General features: G+C 60.1%; 13 protein-coding genes. 6 read left to right on the top strand and 7 right to left on the bottom strand.

Going from position 1 to position 15,161, the window contains the following annotated elements; genetic code table 11:
* Nucleotides 1-23: 23 nt before the first annotated feature.
* Nucleotides 24-1,889 (bottom strand): sigma-54-dependent Fis family transcriptional regulator, encoded by a 1,866-nt coding sequence (locus CAF73_RS16320; RefSeq protein WP_085703249.1) that lies wholly within the window; start codon nt 1,887-1,889, stop codon nt 24-26.
* Between the two features lie 363 nt (nt 1,890-2,252).
* Between CAF73_RS16320 and CAF73_RS16315 the strand changes: the two genes are divergently transcribed.
* From CAF73_RS16315 to CAF73_RS16290, 6 genes are read left to right on the top strand one after another with little or no spacing between them, the layout of a single operon-like run.
* A complete protein-coding gene (locus CAF73_RS16315; RefSeq protein ID WP_085703248.1) occupies nt 2,253-3,347 on the top strand; it encodes an ABC transporter ATP-binding protein in 1,095 nt (364 codons plus the stop codon).
* Nucleotides 3,347-4,459 (top strand): ABC transporter ATP-binding protein, encoded by a 1,113-nt coding sequence (locus CAF73_RS16310; RefSeq protein ID WP_085703247.1) that lies wholly within the window; start codon nt 3,347-3,349, stop codon nt 4,457-4,459. Before CAF73_RS16315 ends, CAF73_RS16310 begins: the two co-directional genes overlap by 1 nt.
* Nucleotides 4,456-5,322 carry a carbohydrate ABC transporter permease gene (locus tag CAF73_RS16305; RefSeq protein WP_007951487.1) on the top strand — a complete coding sequence of 289 codons (867 nt, stop codon included), beginning with the start codon at nt 4,456-4,458 and terminating at the stop codon, nt 5,320-5,322. Before CAF73_RS16310 ends, CAF73_RS16305 begins: the two co-directional genes overlap by 4 nt.
* 9 nt (nt 5,323-5,331) lie before the next feature.
* A complete protein-coding gene (locus CAF73_RS16300) occupies nt 5,332-6,132 on the top strand; it encodes a carbohydrate ABC transporter permease (protein ID WP_007951486.1) in 801 nt (266 codons plus the stop codon).
* Between the two features lie 10 nt (nt 6,133-6,142).
* Nucleotides 6,143-6,415, top strand: a complete 273-nt coding sequence (locus tag CAF73_RS16295; protein ID WP_039767461.1) for a DUF2160 domain-containing protein — start codon at nt 6,143-6,145, stop codon at nt 6,413-6,415.
* Nucleotides 6,416-6,462: 47 nt separating this feature from the next.
* The gene (locus tag CAF73_RS16290; protein WP_085703246.1) at nt 6,463-8,205 is read left to right on the top strand and encodes an ABC transporter substrate-binding protein; all 1,743 of its coding nucleotides are present in this window, start codon (nt 6,463-6,465) and stop codon (nt 8,203-8,205) included.
* Between the two features lie 43 nt (nt 8,206-8,248).
* On the opposite strand, the gene CAF73_RS16285 is transcribed toward CAF73_RS16290, so the two are convergent.
* The 6 genes from CAF73_RS16285 to nuoM form a co-directional block, all read right to left on the bottom strand.
* Nucleotides 8,249-9,127 carry an alpha/beta fold hydrolase gene (locus tag CAF73_RS16285; protein ID WP_085703245.1) on the bottom strand — a complete coding sequence of 293 codons (879 nt, stop codon included), beginning with the start codon at nt 9,125-9,127 and terminating at the stop codon, nt 8,249-8,251.
* Nucleotides 9,124-10,041: a trans-aconitate 2-methyltransferase gene (locus CAF73_RS16280; protein WP_227232940.1), complete on the bottom strand. Its 918-nt coding sequence runs from the start codon at nt 10,039-10,041 to the stop codon at nt 9,124-9,126. Before CAF73_RS16280 ends, CAF73_RS16285 begins: the two co-directional genes overlap by 4 nt.
* Nucleotides 10,042-10,070: 29 nt before the next feature.
* Nucleotides 10,071-11,294, bottom strand: a complete 1,224-nt coding sequence (locus CAF73_RS16275; protein ID WP_085703243.1) for a YcaO-like family protein — start codon at nt 11,292-11,294, stop codon at nt 10,071-10,073.
* A 50-nt stretch (nt 11,295-11,344) separates the two neighbouring features.
* Nucleotides 11,345-11,473 (bottom strand): hypothetical protein, encoded by a 129-nt coding sequence (locus tag CAF73_RS30475; protein ID WP_256574697.1) that lies wholly within the window; start codon nt 11,471-11,473, stop codon nt 11,345-11,347.
* 668 nt (nt 11,474-12,141) lie between these two features.
* On the bottom strand, nt 12,142-13,605 hold the full coding sequence (gene nuoN, locus CAF73_RS16270; protein WP_011334964.1) for an NADH-quinone oxidoreductase subunit NuoN: 1,464 nt from the start codon (nt 13,603-13,605) through the stop codon (nt 12,142-12,144).
* A 7-nt stretch (nt 13,606-13,612) separates the two neighbouring features.
* On the bottom strand, nt 13,613-15,145 hold the full coding sequence (nuoM, locus tag CAF73_RS16265; protein WP_085699097.1) for an NADH-quinone oxidoreductase subunit M: 1,533 nt from the start codon (nt 15,143-15,145) through the stop codon (nt 13,613-13,615).
* Nucleotides 15,146-15,161: the final 16 nt, after the last annotated feature.

Raw genomic sequence — 15,161 nt, 5'->3', positions numbered from 1 at the left:
ATGGGATCGATCCCGTGGGGCGCTCAGTTTTCAAGCTGCCGCAATCGCTTGTACAGCGTATTGCGGCTCACCCCCAACCGTCGCGCCAGATGGGAAATATTGCCCCCGGCCAACTGCAACTCCCGGTTCAACGCCTCGGCATCGTTCAGATCAATGCCCAACGGCTCGGCCACCTCTACCGGCTCCATCTCCAGATCGACGAAAAAATCGTCCGGCAGATGCTCGGGTCGAATCGGTTGTTCCTCGGCCATCGCCAGCGCCACCTGCATCACGCTGCTGACCTGACGCAGATTGCCCGGCCACGGGTGCCGTTCGAACAGTTCCAGCACTTCACGACTCAATCCCGCCCACTGCGTCGGCTCGCGATGCTGTTCCCACAGCCGTTTGAACAGCGCCTGCTTGTCGCTGCGCTCGCGTAGCGGTGGCAACTCCAGAGTCAAACCGCCAATGCGGTAGTACAAGTCTTCGCGAAAGCGCCCCAGTTGCACCTGTTCCCTGAGCGAACGGTTGGTGGCGGAGATGATCCGCAGATCCACAGGAAACAGCTCGCTGCTGCCCACCGGTTGCACGCAGCGCTCCTGCAACACCCGCAACAGCCTTGCCTGGGTTGGCAGGGGCATATCGCCAATTTCATCGAGAAACAGCGTGCCTTTGTCGGCCTTGCGGATCAGCCCGATGCTGCCTTTCTGGTTGGCGCCGGTGAACGCGCCTTTCTCGTAGCCGAACAGCTCTGACTCCACCAGTTCGGCGGGGATCGCCGCGCAGTTGACGGCGATGAACGCCTGTTTGCAGCGTGAGCTGGCCTGATGCAGGGCTTTGACGAAAACTTCCTTGCCAACCCCGGTTTCGCCGTGAATCAGCAGCGGGATGTCCTTTTCCAGCAGGCGTTCAGCCTGGCGCACGGCTTTTTCCACGCGGCTGTCGCCGAAATGCAAAGTGCTCAGGCTGATCGCCGTCGGTACGGCGACTTTCGGTTCGGCGGTTCTGGTTTCAGCGGTTCTGGTTTCATTGAAGACCCGCGCCTGAATCGGCACCTGTTTAGGCCGTTTCAACAAACACTGGAAACGATTGCGCCCCGAGGTCTGCAAGGCAAACGGCAATCCGTCCGGCTGATTGATCAACTCCAGCAACGACACCTTGAACAGGCTTTCAACGCTGACCCGGGATAACCGCACACCCAACAGATTGTCGGCCCGACGGTTGGCCGACAGCACCTGACCGCTCTCATCAAAGATCAGCAGCCCGGCCCACTGGCTGTCGAGGTTGTTCAACCCGGTGTTGAATGTCAGTTGAAAGTGCTGGCCGTGGAACAGGTTGAGGATCAGTCGGTTCTCCACCGTCTGGCTCATCATCTTGACCATGCCGAGGGTGTGCGAGGGCGGCAGGTAGCTGTCGCTGGACACGTCGAGCACGGCGATGACCTTGCGCTCGGCATCGAAAATCGGTGCAGCGGAACCGGTCATGAAACGGTTGGCCTTGAGAAAGTGTTCATCGTGTTCGATGTGCACCGCCTGCTCACAGGCCAGCGCCGTGCCGATGGCGTTGGTGCCGCTGGCGCGCTCGACCCAACTGGCGCCGGCCTGGAAACCCCGCGCCAGATTCGGCTCGATAAAGCGCTGGGTGCCCCAGGACGTCAAAACCTGGCCCTGATTGTCGGCCAGCATGATCAGGCAGTTGGAGTTGCTCAGGATGTTCTCGTAATACGGCAGCACTTCCTGGTGAGTGGTCTGCACCAGCGAATGATGGCGGTCGAGCAACTGCGCGATGCCGGCGGCGGGCAGCTGATCGAAAGCCGGGGCGCTTTGATGATTGAGACCGAAGGCGCGGCAACGGGACCAGGAGTCCTGGACGATGGCGTCATGGGAAAGCGGCGGGGCAGGTGCGGCCATGGCAGTCAGCCTCTGAATACAGCATTTTTATTATTGTTATTGAGATCTCTGTGGGAGCGAGCTTGCTCGCGATAGCGATGTGTCAGTTACATCAACGGTGAATGACATACCGCCATCGCGAGCAAGCTCGCTCTCACAGGATCCGTGCCAAAAAGCATCCATAGAGTGTTGTTCACTATTGTTCATTGTCAATCGCGCGACTGTTCAATTGTTCAGTCACAACTGTTCATTTGTGTTCAGCTACGAACCATGGTTTGCGTGGCTTTCAGTGAATTCGACGGTAAATCAACAGCTTGCCGTTTCTGGCACGAATGTCGCTCTACAGGACAGGTCGCTTGACTCCAATAATAAAAAGGCCGAGCAATGTCACTCACCCTGGAGCACGTCAGCCGTACCGTCGAGGGCCAGACCTGGATCGACGATGCGAGCCTGAAATTCGAACCTGGATCCTTTAACGTTTTGCTCGGACGTACGCTGTCCGGCAAAACCAGTCTGATGCGCCTGATGGCCGGTCTGGACAAGCCCGACAGCGGCCGCATCCTGATGAACGGCGTCGACGTTACTCAGCGCCCGGTGCGTTTGCGCAACGTGTCGATGGTCTATCAGCAATTCATCAATTACCCGACCATGACGGTGTTCGAGAACATTGCCTCGCCGTTGCGCCAGGCCGGGATCTCCAACGAGCTGATCCAGAGCAAGGTGCAGGAAACCGCGAAGATGCTGCGCATCGAGAAGTTTCTGAAGCGCTATCCGCTGGAACTGTCCGGCGGCCAGCAGCAGCGCACCGCCATGGCGCGAGCGCTGGTCAAGGATGCCGAGCTGATCCTGTTCGATGAGCCGCTGGTCAACCTCGACTACAAATTGCGCGAAGAGCTGCGCCAGGAGATGCGCGAGCTGTTCAAGGCGCGCCATACCATCGCCATCTACGCCACCACCGAACCCAACGAAGCGCTGGCGCTGGGCGGCACCACTACCATTCTTCACGAAGGTCGGGTGATCCAGAGCGGCCCTTCGACCGAGGTCTATCACCAGCCGAAAACCGTGCTGGCGGCCGAATTGTTCTCCGAGCCACCGATCAACCTGATGCCGGGACGTATCGCCGGCAACGAAGTGAGCTTCGCCAACTTCGTACACTTTCCGTTGAACGTCGATCTGCGGCCGGTGGGCGAGGGCGAGTACCGTTTTGGCGTGCGCCCGAGCCACATCTCGCTGGTACCGAGCAACGATGACGACCTGGAACTGGCGGTGACCGTCGAGGTGGCGGAGATCAGCGGTTCGGAAACCTTCCTGCACGTGCGCAACGAGCATTTCCTGCTGGTGCTGCATCTGCCGGGTGTTCACGAATACGACGTCGATGCGCCGATCCGCATCTATATCCCGACCCATAAACTGTTTGTGTTCGATGCGCAGGGCCGGCTGGTGCAGGCACCGGGCCGGCGTGTCGCGAGGGTTGCCTGATGGCCGAAATCCGTTTGCAGCACCTCGCCCACAGCTACAGCAAAACCCCGAGCGGGCCCGAGGATTACGCGATCCGCGAGATGGACCACATCTGGGAGCAGGGCGGCGCGTATGCCTTGCTCGGCCCTTCGGGCTGCGGCAAATCGACCTTGCTCAACATCATTTCCGGTTTGCTCAGCCCGTCCCAGGGGCATGTGTTGTTCGACGGCAAAGCGGTCAACGACCTGACCCCGGAGAAGCGCAACATCGCTCAGGTTTTTCAGTTTCCGGTGGTGTACGACACCATGACCGTGTTCGACAACCTGGCCTTTCCCTTGAGAAATCAGGGCCTGGCCGAGGCGAAAGTACACAGCAAGGTGCAGGAAATCGCCGAAGTCCTCGATCTGCAAAACCTGTTGAGCAAAAAGGCGCGCAACCTCACCGCCGACGAAAAACAGAAAGTCTCCATGGGCCGTGGCCTGGTGCGCGACGACGTGTCGGCGATCCTCTTCGACGAGCCGCTGACGGTGATCGACCCGCACCTGAAATGGAAACTGCGGCGCAAGCTCAAGCAGATCCACGAGCAGTTCAACATCACCATGGTCTACGTCACCCACGATCAGCTGGAGGCGTCGACCTTCGCCGACAAGATTGCGGTGATGTACGGCGGGCAGATCGTCCAGTTCGGTACGCCACGGGAATTGTTCGAGCGGCCGAGCCACACCTTTGTCGGCTACTTCATCGGCAGCCCGGGGATGAATCTGATTGAGGTACAGCCGCAACCGGGCGGTGTCGGTTTCAACTCGACCCATCTGCCGTTGTCCGACGCCTTGCAGCGCCATATCGAACACTGCCAGTGGAAAAATCTGAAGGTCGGCATCCGCCCCGAGTTCATCCATGTGTGGGACGAGCCGTTTGATGACGCGATGCAGGCACGGGTCGTACACGTCGAAGACCTCGGCACCTACAAGATCATGACCCTGGACCTGGACGGCGCCCCGCTGAAGGTGCGTCTGGCCGAAGACAAACCGGTGCCGCAGGGCACGGCTTACATCAGTTTTCCGGCGCAGTGGCTGATGGTCTATGCCGACGAGTTTCTGCTGGATGCCACCGACAGCGAGGTACAGCCATGAACAAGGTGCAAAACAACAAGGCCTGGTGGCTGGTGTTGCCGGTGTTCCTGCTGGTGGCCTTCAGTGCCGTCATTCCGATGATGACCGTGGTCAACTATTCGGTGCAGGACATCTTCGACCAGTCCAGCCGCTACTTCGTGGGCGCCGACTGGTACAAGCAGGTGCTGCTCGATCCGCGTCTGCACGACTCGTTGTTGCGTCAGTTCATCTACTCGGCGTGCGTGCTGCTGATCGAAATCCCGCTCGGCATCGCCATCGCGCTGACCATGCCGACCAAGGGGCGCTGGTCGTCAGTGGTGCTGATCGTGCTGGCGATTCCGCTGCTGATTCCGTGGAACGTGGTCGGCACCATCTGGCAGATTTTCGGCCGCGCCGACATCGGCCTGCTCGGGTCGAGCCTCAACGCCATGGGCATCAGCTATAACTATGCCGCCAACACCATGGACGCCTGGGTCACCGTGCTGGTGATGGACGTGTGGCACTGGACTTCGCTGGTGGCGCTGTTGTGTTTCTCCGGGCTGCGGGCGATTCCCGATGTGTACTACCAGGCTGCGCGTATCGACCGGGCCTCGGCCTGGGCCGTATTCCGGCACATTCAGTTGCCCAAGTTGAAGAGTGTGCTGCTGATCGCGGTGATGCTGCGCTTCATGGACAGCTTCATGATCTACACCGAGCCGTTCGTGCTCACCGGCGGCGGGCCGGGTAACTCGACGACCTTCCTGAGTCAGACCCTGACCCAGATGGCCGTAGGCCAATTCGACCTGGGGCCGGCGGCGGCATTCTCGCTGGTGTACTTCCTGATCATCCTGCTGGTGTCCTGGCTGTTCTACACCGCCATGACCCACAACGATGCCAACCGCTGAGGCCCGGCCATGAGCAAAAGAAAGCTGATTCCCCTGCTGCTCTACATCCTGTTCCTGCTGGTGCCGATCTACTGGCTGCTGAACATGTCGTTCAAGAGCAACACCGAAATCCTCGGCGGACTGACCCTTTTCCCACAGGATTTCACGCTGGCGAACTACAAGGTGATCTTCACCGACCCGAGCTGGTACACCGGGTATATCAACTCGCTGTACTACGTCAGTCTGAACACGATCATTTCTCTGACCGTGGCACTGCCGGCGGCCTATGCGTTTTCGCGTTATCGCTTTCTCGGCGACAAGCACCTGTTCTTCTGGCTGCTGACCAACCGCATGGCGCCACCGGCGGTGTTCCTGCTGCCGTTCTTCCAGCTGTATTCGTCGATCGGCCTGTTCGACACCCACATAGCCGTGGCGCTGGCGCACTGCCTGTTCAACGTGCCGCTGGCGGTGTGGATCCTCGAAGGCTTCATGTCCGGGGTGCCGAAGGAAATAGACGAAACCGCCTACATCGACGGCTACAGCTTTCCCAAGTTCTTCGTGAAGATCTTCATCCCGCTGATCGGCTCCGGCATCGGTGTGACGGCGTTTTTCTGCTTCATGTTTTCCTGGGTCGAACTGTTGCTGGCGCGCACGCTGACCTCGGTCAACGCCAAACCGATCGCAGCGGTGATGACGCGCACGGTGTCGGCGTCCGGCATTGACTGGGGTGTACTGGCGGCGGCGGGGGTGTTGACTATTCTCCCCGGCATGCTGGTGATCTGGTTCGTTCGCAACCACGTGGCCAAGGGCTTTGCCCTGGGCCGGGTCTGAGGAACTGATGATGGAATGGATGAGCTGGACCGTCCCGACGGCGGCGTTTTTCATCGTGATTGGTTTGATCCTGGTGGGCATGACCACCTGGGAACTGCGCTCGCCGAGCATCTTGCGGCGAGGGTTTCTGCCGATTGCCACCACCCGTGGCGATCGCTTGTTCATTGGTCTTCTCGGCAGCGCCTACCTGCATTTGCTGGTAATTGGCGTGACCGACTGGAGCATCTGGGTAGCGTCCGCGTTGTCCCTGGTGTGGCTGTTGGCTGTGATGCGTTGGGGCTAGTCGAATCGCTCGGCAATTTTGCTCCGAAAACCTAACAGGAGGTCTCTATGTTCGATAAGAAAAATAAGCTGCGACATAGCATTTCATTGGCAGCCATGCTGGCACTCAGCGGTTTGAGCGCGTCCGCCTGGGCCGACGCCTACGAAGATGCCGCAAAAAAATGGATCGGCAGCGAGTTCAAGCCGTCGACCCTGACAGCCGAGCAGCAGCTCGAAGAACTGAAGTGGTTCATCAAGGCGGCCGAGCCGTTTCGCGGGATGGACATCAAGGTCGTCTCGGAAACCCTGACCACCCACGAATATGAATCCAAGGTACTGGCCAAGGCCTTCAGCGAAATCACCGGCATCAAGCTGACCCACGACCTGTTGCAGGAAGGCGACGTCGTGGAAAAAATGCAGACCGTCATGCAGTCGGACAAGAACATCTACGACGGCTGGGTCAACGACTCGGATCTGATCGGTACGCACTTTCGCTACGGCAAGACCGAGTCGATCACCGACCTGATGGCCAACGAAGGCAAGAACTTCACCTCGCCGACCCTCGACATCAAGGACTTCATCGGCATCTCCTTTACCACCGCGCCGGACGGCAAGATCTACCAATTGCCCGACCAGCAGTTCGCCAACCTGTACTGGTTCCGCGCCGACTGGTTCGAACGCCCCGACCTGAAAGCCAAGTTCAAGGAAAAGTACGGCTATGAACTGGGCGTGCCGGTGAACTGGTCGGCCTATGAAGACATCGCCAAGTTCTTCAGCGAAGACGTCAAGGAAATCGACGGCAAGCGCATTTACGGACACATGGACTACGGCAAGAAAGATCCGTCCCTGGGCTGGCGCTTCACCGATGCCTGGTTCTCCATGGCCGGTGGCGGCGACAAGGGCATTCCCAACGGCTTGCCAGTGGACGAGTGGGGGATTCGTGTCGAGGATTGCCATCCGGTCGGTTCCAGCGTGACCCGTGGCGGCGACACCAACGGCCCGGCCGCGGTGTTCGCCACCACCAAATACGTCGACTGGCTGAAGAAGTACGCGCCACCGGAAGCGGCGGGCATGACCTTCTCCGAGTCCGGCCCGGTGCCGTCCCAGGGCAACATCGCCCAGCAGATCTTCTGGTACACCGCGTTCACCGCCGACATGACCAAACCGGGCCTGCCGGTGGTCAACGCCGACGGCACGCCGAAATGGCGCATGGCGCCGTCGCCACGCGGGCCTTACTGGGAAGAGGGGATGAAACTCGGTTATCAGGACGTGGGTTCCTGGACCTTCATGAAATCCACGCCTGAGAAGCAGAAACTCGCAGCCTGGCTGTACGCGCAGTTCGTGACCTCGAAAACCGTGTCGCTGAAGAAAACCATCGTCGGCCTGACGCCGATCCGCGAGTCGGACATCAACTCGCAAGCGATGACCGATCTGGCGCCGAAACTCGGTGGTCTGGTCGAGTTCTACCGCAGCCCGGCCCGGGTGCAATGGACGCCGACCGGCACCAACGTGCCGGACTATCCACGCCTGGCGCAACTGTGGTGGAGCCACATCGCCGAAGCCGCCAGCGGCGAGAAGACCCCGCAACAGGCCCTCGATGGTCTGGCCAAGGATCAGGACGCGATCATGACTCGCCTGGAACGCTCCAAGGCCCAGGCGGTGTGCGCACCGAAAATGAACCCCGAGCGCGACGCGCAATACTGGTTCGACCAGCCGGGCGCACCAAAACCGAAACTGGCCAACGAGAAACCAAAAGGCGAAACCGTGAGCTACAACGAACTGCTCAAGTCGTGGGAGGCGGCACGCAAGTAAGCGCTTTTGCAGGACGGAACGGCACCTTCGGGTGCCGTTTTTTTTAGCCTTCGATTTCACGTTTCACCGCCCGGCGCACCGCTTTGAGTGTGGCGTTTTCAAAAGCGTTGTGCCCGGTGTGCAGCAGTCGGCAGTGGATGTTCATGCGTTGCCTGAGCCAGCGCACGCTGGCCATGCCATGGGTGTCGCGAATGCCCTGGATCAGCTGGGTGTTGTCATCGAGAGTCAGATCTTCATCCTCTGGCGTGAAGCCGTAGTTCTGCAGGTGGTAATGCAGTTCGAGGCGGATGGCGAGCACCGCTTCCTGATCGACAAAGCGCTCCAGGGTGTCGGGGCAGATCGTCTGCCCTGTGCGACGTAGAACAGCGTTCAACCATTCGATGGCGGCGCGGTGTTGCTGCGATGGGCGGCCTTCGCCGAGTATCCGGTAGATGTCCCTGGCGCGTTGGCCGGACGATGATTCTGGCGATTGCCTCAGCCCGTCATTGAGCGCCTGATCGTAAGCCCGGACATTGGCGGCAAACGGCACGAATACCGAAACCAGCGTGGTTTTCAGCAGGTGCTGCGGGTAACGCTGCTGGTACTGAATCGCCAGCCAACTGCCCCATGACACTCCCAACACACTGATTCTTTCGAAGCCGAAATGCTGGCGCAGGGCATCGATGTCTTCGACACACAACCCGGTGGTGTTGTACTGCAGCTCGCCGTAGGGCGTCGAGCGCCCGCAACCTCGTTGGTCAAACAGGATGATGTCGAACCGGCCCAGGTCGAAAAACTGCAGATGGTGACGACTGATACGTCCGCCGGGGCCGCCATGGAGGAAAAACACCGGTTCGTGTCCCGGAACACCATGGCGTTCCCAATAGAGCCGATGTCCGTCACCAGTCGGGTAATAACCTCGGCTGTGCAGGGAAAAGGTCATGACGCGTGAACCGTCAGACGATAAAACTGGAACAGCTCGACTTGCCCCGGCCGGGCCGCGACGCTGGATTCAAGTTTCAGGTGGTGGATGGAGGCAAGCCAGGTGACCGGGATCAGCACCGGGGTGTGACCGAAAACGAGGATCGTGCCGCCGGGCTTGACGCAGCGGATCAGCGACTCGAATGCGGTTTGCGCCTCTCGGCGGGTCAAGACTTCGGCGTTGAGGAAACGCAGGATCAAGACATCGCAGCGAATCCCGGTATCGAAGGCCTCACTCGCCTCCAGCACGTCGAACTCGACGGATGTTCCGCTGTGCCATCGCCTGGCATGTTCGATCATCGAGGCCGAGCGGTCACTGCCCAGGCAAAGACAATCGGGCAGGGCGCGGGCGAGATGGGCGATGAACGCGCCCGTTGAACAAGCCGGGTCGTAAACCAGTGCGCCTTTTTCAGTGATGGCCTGGAGCAGCCCGGCGCAGTATTCGCGCAGGTGGTGCTCGTCAGTGTTCAGCTGTTCGGCCAGTGATTCGTTGCCTTGCCAGAACTCTGCCGGGCAGACCGCTTCCCGGCCCGCCTCATCCAGCAGTGGAAAGGGAACCAGGATCTCGCTGTCAGCCTGATGCAATGCATGTTCGAAGACCTGCGTTTTCTCCGCGGGGGAGGCCGTTCGATAGCCGATCGACAAACCGTCATCCCCCCACAATGAATGCAGATGCGGGCCAAACAACATGCCGGGTTTGAGCACGCTGCTGGCCTGCCAGCGAAAATGCCGGTCACGTTGCAGGAGCTTGCGGCCGACCCAGAGCTCATCGCTCACCCGCAGGAAAAAAACCTGATGCAGTCCGCTGCCTCGCGGTTCGAGGAAGTGGCCAACAGCGCCGTTCTCATTGAGATGAAGGCGCATGGATCGGGCCAATGTCAGTTCCCGGGTGCGATCGAGTCGGTTCATGGGGCTCGCCTCTCCAGCGTACGGCCCCGGGCTTGCGGGATGACGACGTTGCCGCTGGAAACCACGAAGAAGCGCTCAAGGCCGGGGATCACCACGTTGAGCAGGGTGGTGTCGAGCTCGGTTCGTTGCAGGACGGCTGTACCCAGCGTACGGCCATGAATCCGCAGGTCTTGAGTCAGCAAGTACAGCTGGTTTTCCACTGACAGGTTTTTAGCGCAATCCGGCAGTCTCACCTCGTGTTGAACGCAGCGATGCAGCAGCGTCTGCGTATCGAACTGCGCGCAGCGCAGCAGGCGCGGGAAGGGTCGCAGGTTGCGTAACGCATTGGCCAGCGTCTGGCAGTATTCGGGTTCGGCGGCATTCAGTTGCAATTGCACCAGTTCAGTGAGCGCCCGCCATGCCGCGTGGCGCGGGTCGAGAGAGCTACCGCTGCCAAACACCTGTGGGTGAACGCCCGGCCTGGTCGTGAAGGCCAGAAAGGTCCGTACCTTGAATTCGGTGCTGATATCCACCAGGACGATCTCGCCGTCGATTTCCTGTTCGGCATCGGCCCACAGACGTCCGAGTGGGTCGCTTTCATTGAGACGCGCTACCCGTCGCAGCGGCGGATGGTTCTGGTAATAAAAATGATCGAGCAGAAACAACGACACGGCATCGCGCTCGATGCATTCGTTGGCGGCGTGCAGCATCGCTTCGTTGTAAGTGGCGCCAATCGCGGTGCCGCTGTTGCTGGCGTAGCGCCGCACGGCGCGGTAGTCCGCCATGCCCGGTGACGAGGGCAAACGTGAACCGTTCGGCGAAGTCAGCGCAACCGGATAGGAAAACCGGTCATGCCACGGCGGACAGACATAAGTCCGGCAGGCGATGCGCACGTTTTGCTGGCAGGTGAGCCTGTGCAGAAGCGAGTCATCGGCAAACATCGGCGCATCTTTGAAATAACCTTCTGTCTCGTGGTGAACATCGGAGGTACAGAGCTCATCGGTCCAGTAGTGTTCGAGTGCTTCATAAAGCGCACCCAGGTGTGCCTGATCGGCATAGCCTTTGCCGCAGCCACGGGCATGACGGTTGTCGCTGCCCTGCAGACTTGCGTGAACCGCAACGACTTTGCTGCCGAGGGTGCGGGTGTGCGGCGTGAGGCCCAGGCGTGAAAGTTCGGTATGAATACGCCGTTCTGCCTGATCGGCCGTGAGCTTACGCTCGGCCAACGTTGTCTTGTCCATGATTCCCTTCCTGGAAAGCCTGCGAGGGCGCAAGGCCCTCGCAGGTTCTGTCACTCGGCGTTCAGCTCTGCCTGTTCTTCCTCGGTCAGTTGCAGTGCTTCGATCTGCTCTGCCGAGGGCGCTTCCTGCTCTTCAAGTTCGTCGATGTGGTTGGCATTCCAGTTGCCCATATAGCCCATGATGTCGCTCCTAAGTTGTTGGGGGAGTGTGCTGTTGCAAGCACGAGCCGAATCTAAAAGCGCGGTGAGGGCGGGTCAAAAATGTCCAGACGTTTCCAGCAGCGGGTTTCAGCGGTGTCGAAATACGTACTGATAAAACGTGAATTGACGCCGGGCGGACGTGTTTCTGAGAGGGGTAGCCCTGCGTGGGAGCGGGCGAACCAGGCGAAAGGAATCAGCTGTCTCAGGTGTTCTATCTGTTGTCGCTGTCAGACGTTTCAGCGCAGGGGGGGAGGCAAATTCTTACTGAAGGATTTACGAGGCTGTATGCAGCACTTGTGCGGCGATTTTTCCCATGGAGTTTGAGAAAAAACCGCACAAATCGGCTTGGGGGTCAGTGCCGTTCCCGGTTCATCGCGGGAAACAGAGTTGCGGCCGTCACCGGTGTCACCGTGGACGTCCCGACGACCACTACCAGAGCGGCATCGATATTTTTGTGTTGTTGACCATTAATCGCTCCTGAGTCCGGCAGACGGGAACGTGCTTCGGCGTGGGTTTTATTGTTCGACGGGCAAGGGCCCGCCGGCAGGGTCGCCGAAAGGGGAGGGTGTAGAAAATGGAAATCCCGCAAAAACAGAAACGGCACCCGAAGGTGCCGTTTCTGTTCGTAGCCGACTATCGCTGAGCGATCAGCCCGCCAGGCCCGATTGCTGAACCAGTGTCAGCAATGGTTGCGGGTAGACGCCGAGGAAGAACGCGACAACGGCGATCGCCAGCAGCATCACGCCGCCTGCTTTCTGTTCCCAGTGCAGCTGGGCGTCGTGGCGGCGCAGGTTCGGTTCGATCAGGTACAGGGTCACCATCACGCGCAGGTAGTAGAACACACCGATTGCGCTGCCCAGTACCAGCGAACCTACCAGCCACCATTGGTGCGACTCGACACCGGTAGCGATGATGTAGAACTTGCCGATGAAGCCTGCGGTCAGCGGGATACCGGCCAGGGACAGCATCATCACGGTCAGTACGGCGGTCAGGTACGGACGGCGCCAGAACAGGCCGCGGTACTCGTACAGCGCATCTGCGTCACGGCCGTTGTACGGCGAGGACATCAGGGTGATCACGCCGAACGCGCCGAGGCTGGTGATCACGTAGGTGACCAGGTACACGCCGATGGCTTCCACCGCCAGACCCTTGCTCGCCACCAGTGCGATCAGCAGGTAGCCGAAGTGCGCGATGGAGGAGTAACCGAGCAGACGCTTGAGGTTGCTCTGGGTCAGGGCCAGCAGGTTACCGAACAGGATCGAGGCGATGGCGATGATGGTCAGCACGTTGCTCAGTACGCCACTGCTTGCGGCAGGGGAGATCTGGAACAGGCGAACCATGACCGCGAACACAGCCACTTTCGACGCGGTGGCGAGGAACGCGGCCACCGGCGCCGGAGCACCTTCGTACACGTCCGGCGTCCACAGGTGGAACGGTACCAGCGACAGTTTGAACGCCAGACCGATCAGCATCATGCCCAGACCCAGTTGCGCCAGCGAGCTTGGCAGGCCGGTTGCGGCCAGTGCCTGACCGATGCCGACGAAGCTCAGCGAACCCGAGTCTGCGTACAGCAGCGCCATACCGAACAGCAGGAACGCGGAACCGGCGGCCGACAGCACCATGTACTTGATGCCGGCTTCCAGCGAACGCTTGTTGAAGAAGGCGTAGGCCACCAGACCGTAGACCGGCACCGACAGCAGTTCCAGACCGATGAACAAGCCGGCCAGGTGCTGCGCGCTGACCAGAACCAGACCACCGGCGGCGGCCATCAGGATCAGCAGGTACAGTTCTTCACGGTTGCCCGGGTAACCCGAACCGCCATCGCCGAGATAGGCGTGGGCGAGGGTGACGCAAGCGAGGGTGGCGACCAGGATCAGCGCCATGTACAGGCAGGCAAAAGTGTCGATCTGCAGCAATGGAGTCACGGCCAGAGGCGCGACTTTCAGGGCCGGCAGGATCGACAGCAAGGCCAGGTTCAGACCCGCCACCGAAATCAGGAAGGTCTGCGAGTGGTTGCGGCGCCAGGCGATTGCCAGCATCACCACGATAATGGTGAGGCTGGTGATCAACAGTGGCGCTAGCGCAATAAAGTGTTGAATCGTGAATTCCATAGCGCTCTTACCGGGCCGAAGCGAGTTGAGTGAAGGCGGTGCCGAGCCACTGCTGCACGCCATGCATCGTGGCGGCAGAGGTGTCGAGGAACGGTTGCGGGTAGACGCCGAGGTAGACCAGCAGCACCGCAAGGCCCAGCACCATGATCAGTTCGCGAGCGTCCATGCCGTGCAGGATCGAATCCGATTTGGACGGACCGAAGTAGGCACGGTGGATCATGATCAGCGAGTAGACCGAACCGAACACCAGACCGGAGGTGGCAATTGCGGTGATCCATGGCGCGCTGGCGAAGGTACCGATCAGGATCAGGAACTCGCCGACGAAGTTACCGGTGCCCGGCAGACCCAGCGAAGCGGCTGCGAAGAACAGGCTGATCGCCGGCAGGTATGCGATACGCGACCACAGACCGCCCATCTCACGCATGTCGCGAGTGTGCAGGCGCTCGTACAGCTGACCGCTGAGGATAAACAGCGCGGCTGCCGACAGACCGTGGGCCAGCATCTGGACCACGGCGCCTTGCAGCGCCAGTTGGCTGCCGGAGTAGATGCCGATCAGTACGAAGCCCATGTGGGAAACGGACGAAAAGGCGATCAGACGCTTGATGTCGGTTTGTGCGAAAGCGAGGAAAGCACCATAGAAGATCCCGATCAGACCGAGGGTCATGGCGATCGGCGCGAACTCGGCCGAGGCGTTCGGGAACAGCGGCAGTGCGAAACGCAGCAGACCGTAGGCCGCGGTTTTCAGCAGGATACCGGCGAGGTCGACGGAACCTGCAGTCGGTGCCTGGGCGTGAGCGTCAGGCAGCCAGGAGTGGAACGGGACCACTGGCAGCTTGACCGCGAAGGCGATGAAGAAGCCGAGCATCAGGATGTACTCGGTGGTCATCGACATCTTGGTCTTCAACAGATCGGCGTAGTTGAAGGTGATCACGCCGGTGCTGTTGTAGTTGACCAGGACCAGACCCAGGATCGCCACCAGCATGATCAGGCCGGAAGCCTGAGTGAAGATGAAGAACTTGGTCGCGGCGTAGATACGGGTTTTCTTGCCGTCCGAAGAACTGTGACCCCAGAGCGCGATGAGGAAGTACATCGGCACCAGCATCATTTCCCAGAAGAAGAAGAACATGAACAGGTCGAGGGCGAGGAACACGCCGACGACGCCGCCCAGGATCCACATCAGGTTCAGGTGGAAGAAGCCAACGTGACGCTGGATCTCTTTCCACGAGCAGAGTACCGACAGGATGCCCAGCAGACCGGTCAGCAGGATCATCAGCAGCGACAGACCGTCGAGGGCCAGGTGCACGTTGATGCCGAAGCGCTGGATCCAGACATGCTTGAACTCAAGCGCCCAGGTCGGATCGGCGCCAGGCGCCGGAGCAAATGAATAGTCACCGTGGGCCCACAGCCAGAGGCCGAGGGCGAGTTCCAGGGTCATGGTCAACAGCGCAATCCAGCGGGGGAGGGTAGCGCCGAAGCGCTCACCCATCCAGCACAGCAGGCCGCCGATGAAGGGGATCAGGATTAGCCAAGGCAGAATCATGACGGGCTCGTTTCCT

The sequence above is a fragment of the Pseudomonas sp. B15(2017) genome (assembly GCF_002113215.1).
Classification (GTDB): Bacteria; Pseudomonadota; Gammaproteobacteria; order Pseudomonadales; family Pseudomonadaceae; genus Aquipseudomonas.
The sequence above is the reverse complement of the archived record's forward strand: the minus strand, read 5'-3'. Positions and strand labels throughout refer to the sequence as shown.